This window comes from Bradyrhizobium sp. (genome assembly GCF_030693485.1).
Classification (GTDB): Bacteria; Pseudomonadota; Alphaproteobacteria; order Rhizobiales; family Xanthobacteraceae; genus Bradyrhizobium.
The window spans coordinates 1-5580 of sequence record NZ_JAUYAN010000293.1 but is presented as its reverse complement, the minus strand read 5'-3'; the positions used below and the strand labels follow the sequence as shown (position 1 = coordinate 5580).

The following is a 5580-nucleotide window of genomic DNA, read 5'->3' as shown; positions in this document are numbered from 1 at the left end:
TTCAGCGCCGGCACGGTGGTCTGCCAGTCGATGCAGCCGTCGGTGATGCTCTGCCCATAAGTCAGCGTCGCGCCCGGCAGCACTTCCTGGCGGCCCGCGACCAGATTGCTTTCGATCATGACGCCGACGATGCGCTGATCGCCGCTGGAGACTTGCCCGGCGACATCGGCAACCACCATCGGCTGGTTCTCCGGCTTCTTGCCGCTGTTGGCATGACTGGCATCGATCATGATCCGCGGTGCTACGCCGGCGCGCGCGAGTTCGGCCGAGGCGGCCGCGATGCTGGCCTGATCGTAATTCGGCCGGCTGCCGCCGCGCAGAATGATATGGCAGTCTTCATTGCCCGATGTCGCCGCGATCGCCGAGCGCCCACGCTTGGTCACCGCCATGAAATGGTGCGGATGCGAGGCCGACTTCACCGCCTCCGCGGCGATGCGGACATTGCCGTCGGTGCCGTTCTTGAAACCGACGGGGCAGGACAAACCGGAAGCGAGTTCGCGATGAATCTGGCTTTCCGTGGTGCGCGCGCCGATCGCCGCCCACGCCACCAGATCGGCGATGTATTGCGGCGTCGTCAGGTCGAGAAATTCGGTTGCCGCCGGCAGGCCGAGATTGTTCACGGCGGAGAGCACGTTGCGGGCGAGCCGCAGGCCCTTGTTGATGTTGAAGCTGCCATCGAGGTCCGGATCGTTGATCAGGCCCTTCCACCCCACCGTGGTGCGCGGTTTCTCGAAATAGACGCGCATCACGATCTCGAGCCGGTCGGAAAGCTGTTCGCGCACGGCGGCAAGACGCGTGGCGTAGTCCACGGCGGCGTCGGGATCGTGTACCGAACAGGGACCGACGACCACCAGAAGGCGATCGTCCACACCGTTCAGGATGGCGTGGATGGCGTTACGCGACGCCGTCACGACGCGCGTCGCGGTCAGGGTGCGCGGGATTTCGCGCATGACCTCTTGCGGCGTACTCAGCTCTTTTATTTCTTCGATACGAAGATCGTCTGTGGTGCTCAACACGGCTATGGCTCCTGATTTGAGGGACCTGCCGGCCAAAAAAAAGCCGCCAGATCGGGCGGCGGCTGTTCGGACTTCTTGCTGCAATTCGTCAGATTGAGCGTGATCCTCCCACCGCCAGCGAGCTGTCGAAGCTAAAATACCAATAATTGCTGGTGGCGATGGTGATCATGAGCCTCTCATAGCGCATGCCTTTTGTCTTGTCATCCGGAAATCGGCGGCACCGATCCGGGCTCAGCCGTGCTTCACCCCTGGCCCGGTACCGAGAAGCCCTCCGCCGTCGTGCGTATGCGATTGCGGCCGAGAATGTAGATCGACGCCGTCGCTACCAGCAGCGCGGCGCCGATCAGCACGGAGATGAGGCCGATCGGTACCAGGACCAGCGCAGGGTTGCGGTCGGGATTGACGAACCATTGGTGGATCGAAGTCAGCACGAAGGCGAGACCGGCAAATCCGGCGCCGCCGCCCAGCACCAGCAGCGCCCACATCTGGCGCAACTGGCTGAGCCGCTCACGCGCGAGCTCGGTGCGGGGCGCGTGATGGCGGCCGACCCGCCATACCAGCCGGATCGCAAGGCCGATCGTGCCGAAGCCGATCAGCAGGCTGGTAGCGCCCAGCATAAAGCGGGTCGAGGATGCCAGGTCCGGATTTTGCTGCAGCGTGAGCAGAGGGAGATCGAATGCGGCGTGCAGTGTCAGCGGCGCCAGCAGCACCAGTGTCGAGCTGGAGATCCGAGCCCAGTCACGGTTGTGGCGGTTCGCGCCGAGCGCCGTGCCGGATCGCGCGATGGCGAGATAGGCGCCGGCGATGATGCCGAGCGCGCCATGGAACGGTACGGTAAGGACGCTGCGCAGCGCGGCCAGCGACTTCCATATCTCCTGGTGCTGAATGAGGTAGGCCAGGTTTTCGTAGGCGGCGAAGCCAAGCCCGGCGGCGGCGCCATAGACCACGGCGTCCATTGGGTCGGCGCCCGGCCGGCGCCGTGTCGAAACCACGAGGATGACGAGAATTTTGACGATCTCCTCGGGCGCGGCGATTCCGAGGATTGCATGCAGCGCCTGTGCGAGCCAGGGGTGCTCCGGAACCGCGAACAGCGACGTCAGCGGCTTTCGCACGAGGCCGAGCAGCGAAATGCTGGCGGCGCCGAGCAGAAAAGCGGTCCAGACCCTGGCGGGCGGGCCGGGCCTTTCGCCGGCCGCGATCACGAGCCACAGGATCAGGAGCGCCGGCGCGATCGCCGCGGTGCCGATGACGGTGGGGAGGGCTTCGAGGAGGAGCATCAGGAGGGCAGATATGGCATTTTTCGAAGCTATCCGCTCCCGGAAATTCACAAGTGCGACAGCAAGCAGCAGGCGCTGGCCTACCCCCGACCTGCGCGGCCCGACGTCACCCTCAGCAGCCGCGGCAGATGTTCTTCAGCCGCGCGTTCATCAGGGCGTCCTCGGCGCTGATCGTATCGACGTATTTGCCGTCGTCGGTCTTCGACGCCGGTAGTTTGGCCGGGGGCGCGGCGAGGGGTCTTGCCATCGCCGGTTTGTCGGCGGCGGCGCGCGGCGCGGCCTTGTCGTAGCAGGCCAGCCGCGCGGTGGCATCGGCGATCCCCTTGCAGTCACCAGTCTGGGCGATGGCGGCCTGGGACAGCGCGCAAATCGCGGCGACGATGGCGATGAGTTTCATTTGGTTACCTTTTGGCCGGAGGCCGGCCATGAGCGCCGGCGCACCCGGCAGGCAGCGAAGATAGCGTCAAATCAGATCGTTCGGATATGCCTAGGCAAGTGCACGTATTCGCGCGCGGTGTCCATTGGTGATTTGTGCAAAAATGGGGCGACGGCGGAGAGGCTGCCGCGTGGGGCGCAGTCGCCGAACTCATCCCGCCAGCAGGCGGCGGCAGGCGTCGACGAAGACCTCGGCACCGGTGACGATGTCGGCATCCCCGGTGTTTTCGGTCCAGTGATGGCTGATGCCGCCGATCGAAGGCACGAACAGCATGGCCGCAGGCATGATGGTGGCGAGCACCTGGGCGTCGTGACCGGCGCCCGAGGGCATGCGGATCGATCTGCCGCCGGCAAAGGCGGCGCTGGCCGCTTCGATGGCCTGCTGGAATCCTGCATTCATCAAGGCGGGGGCCCCGGTACGAAGTCGCTCTACCGCCACCGTGCATCGGCCTAGCGCGCGGGTCTCGGCAGCCATGTCGTGCAGCAGGGTTTCGAGGCGATCGATCACACCAGGGTCATCGTCGCGCATCTGGAACAGCATTTCCGCCCGTCCGGGAATGATGCTGGGCGCGCCGGGATCGAGCACGATGCGGCCGGTGGTCCATACCGTTCGCGGTCCGCATGCGGCCGGAAACCGGTCGTCGATGCCGACGCAGAATCTCGCCAGCGCCAGGCCGGCATCCTTGCGAACGTCCATCCTTGTGGTGCCGGCATGATTTTGCTCGCCCTCAAAAATGATCCGGTACTGCCAGATCCCGACGATGGAGGTGACGATTCCGATCGCAAGGCCGCCGCTTTCGAGCGTCTGGCCCTGTTCGATATGCGCCTCAAGATAACCGATATGACGGCCGCGTTCAGCCGTGACGCGGGGCCGGCCGGAAAGCCCGACCTCGCGCAGCGCATCGCGCATGGTTCGGCCACTGCTGCGGTCGCGTGCCGCGTCGATGTCAGCCTCGGTCAGCGCACCGACATAGGACCTTGAGCCGAGGAACGAGCCGAAATGTCCTTCCTCATCGCACCAGGCCGCGACTTCGACGAACCCTTTGGCGCCCGGATCGGCGTTGATGACGCGGGCGGCTTCGAGCGCGTAGACGACGCCAAGCGGCCCGTCGAGCCAGCCGGCGTAATTCTGGCTTTCGAGATGGGAGCCGGCCAGCAGTTTCGGGCCGGATTTCGGGCTGGTGCCGAGCAAATTGCCGATGCCGTCGATCTCGGCGGCGAGTCCCGCCGCAGGAAGCCGCTCGGCAAGCCATTGCAGCGAGCGCATATGCGGCTCGGAGAAGGTGGGCTTGTGAACGCCGGTCTTGTAGGCGCCGATGGCACGGAGCGCGCGGAGATCGCCAAGGACTCGGGATCCGTCAAACTGTGGGCGATTTTCGGGCATTGGCTGGCTCTTCTCGTTCTGTGGGAATGCGGCAAGCAGCAGCAGGGCAAAATGACAAAGTTCGGATTCGATTTTCAAACGGCAAGAGAACGCGCGTTCGCATCGTCGCGATGCGATGAGCCTACAGGTCCAGCGGAGGCAATCCGACTTTCCCTGCGCGGCCCACCGTCGCCCGCGCTCCTTAACGCGAACTTGACTCCAGCCTGAGGGTGTTGGAACCCCGCGACTTCGCGGCCCGATTCAGGCGTCCTCGTCAGAAGCACCATCCGCATCCACCGCCCCCCGCCGGTACGTTGCGCAACGCCCCCGTGACGGGATGGCTGTTGATATGGATTGATATGCTCGTCGGGTGAATTGGTTGAATCTATTCGAGAAATTGATTCTTTCGCGCAGGCTCGCTCATGAAAGTTTTTGTTGCGCCAGCCGCCGATGGATGACCCGGAAGGCGGCAGATGGGTAGAGCGACCGCATCGGCCGAACTTCAGTCCGCACAGGTGAAAGCGAAACCCGTCGAGGCAAGCGATACCCCGAGGCTTTCGCAAGGGCTCAACCCATCGTACGAATTGTACTGGGGGCAACGGCGGCCTATCGCAACACGCGTTCCAGGAAGTGGGTCCATCAGAGCTAAATTACCGTCTGATTTCAAACGCCGAAACGGCGATGGCGCTCCCTAGCGGAATCGAACCGCTCTCTCCACCGTGAAAGGGTGGCGTCCTAACCGATAGACGAAGGGAGCGAAGGCGTCGCTGCGGCCGGGTTGGTCGCAATGCTGCCGTTTCGCTGCAGATGGTACAAATAGTCCCGGAAAATCAACGCCTTGAAGGGGCGGTGGCACCGTACCGCAATCCTGATCGCAGTGACATGATCGGAGCGGCGCGCGAACGTATAGTGGCGTTTGCGCGGGCGGGCAAGCCACCGGCAAAAGCGTTTTTGCGGGCATGTTGGCCACGTTTCCCCGCAGCGCCCAGGCCTGAGGATTTTTCGTCTCGCGCAACGGTTCCTAAAGCCCGATCGGGTAGGGATATGGCATCAGGAGCAATCGAGATGGCCGCAGCCGCCAAGAAACGGGAATCCCGCAAATCCGTCCACCAGCCCGGGTGGATCACGCTGGACGGCGGCTTTGCCGCGCGGCCCTGCGTGGTGCAGGATCTGTCGTCGACCGGCGCCAGGGTCACGGTCGACGATCCCAACGCGCTGCCGGGCAAACTGCGGCTGGCGTTTTCGCGCGATGCGCGTACCGGGCGAAGCTGCGAAGTGGTCTGGCGCCGCGGCAAGACCGTCGGGATCAAATTCGTCCGCTAGCGCAGGCCGCGCCCCGGCGATAGAAGGCGGGATGCGAAACGTACCTCTGCTGATCGCCATTACTGCACTGTGGCCGGCCTCATCGGCCGCCGCCGAGCAGCCCCGGCCGCAAAAATCCGATAAATCCGGTTCCACCGTCCAGCAACTTCCGCTGAAGCGCGCCGGC

At 64.4% G+C, this 5580-nt stretch carries 5 protein-coding genes and 1 tRNA gene; 1 reads left to right on the top strand and 5 read right to left on the bottom strand.

From position 1 onward, the window contains the following. The 5 genes from Q8N40_RS21205 to Q8N40_RS21185 form a co-directional block, all read right to left on the bottom strand. On the bottom strand, positions 1 to 1016 hold a 1016-nt coding region (locus tag Q8N40_RS21205; protein WP_305713187.1), incomplete at its 3' end, for a 3-deoxy-7-phosphoheptulonate synthase. Positions 1017 to 1258: 242 nt separating this feature from the next. Next, complete coding sequence (locus Q8N40_RS21200) at positions 1259 to 2293, bottom strand: PrsW family glutamic-type intramembrane protease (protein WP_305320215.1); 1035 nt, start codon at positions 2291 to 2293, stop codon at positions 1259 to 1261. Between the two features lie 112 nt (positions 2294 to 2405). Then, positions 2406 to 2690 carry a hypothetical protein gene (locus tag Q8N40_RS21195; protein WP_305320216.1) on the bottom strand — a complete coding sequence of 95 codons (285 nt, stop codon included), beginning with the start codon at positions 2688 to 2690 and terminating at the stop codon, positions 2406 to 2408. A gap of 189 nt (positions 2691 to 2879) precedes the next feature. Further along, the gene (locus tag Q8N40_RS21190; protein ID WP_305713186.1) at positions 2880 to 4112 is read right to left on the bottom strand and encodes a Zn-dependent hydrolase; all 1233 of its coding nucleotides are present in this window, start codon (positions 4110 to 4112) and stop codon (positions 2880 to 2882) included. Positions 4113 to 4773: 661 nt separating this feature from the next. Next, positions 4774 to 4848, bottom strand: a tRNA-Glu gene (locus Q8N40_RS21185). Between the two features lie 308 nt (positions 4849 to 5156). Between Q8N40_RS21185 and Q8N40_RS21180 the strand changes: the two genes are divergently transcribed. Beyond that, positions 5157 to 5414, top strand: coding sequence for a PilZ domain-containing protein (locus Q8N40_RS21180; protein ID WP_305320233.1), 258 nt, complete (start codon positions 5157 to 5159; stop codon positions 5412 to 5414). Positions 5415 to 5580: the final 166 nt, after the last annotated feature.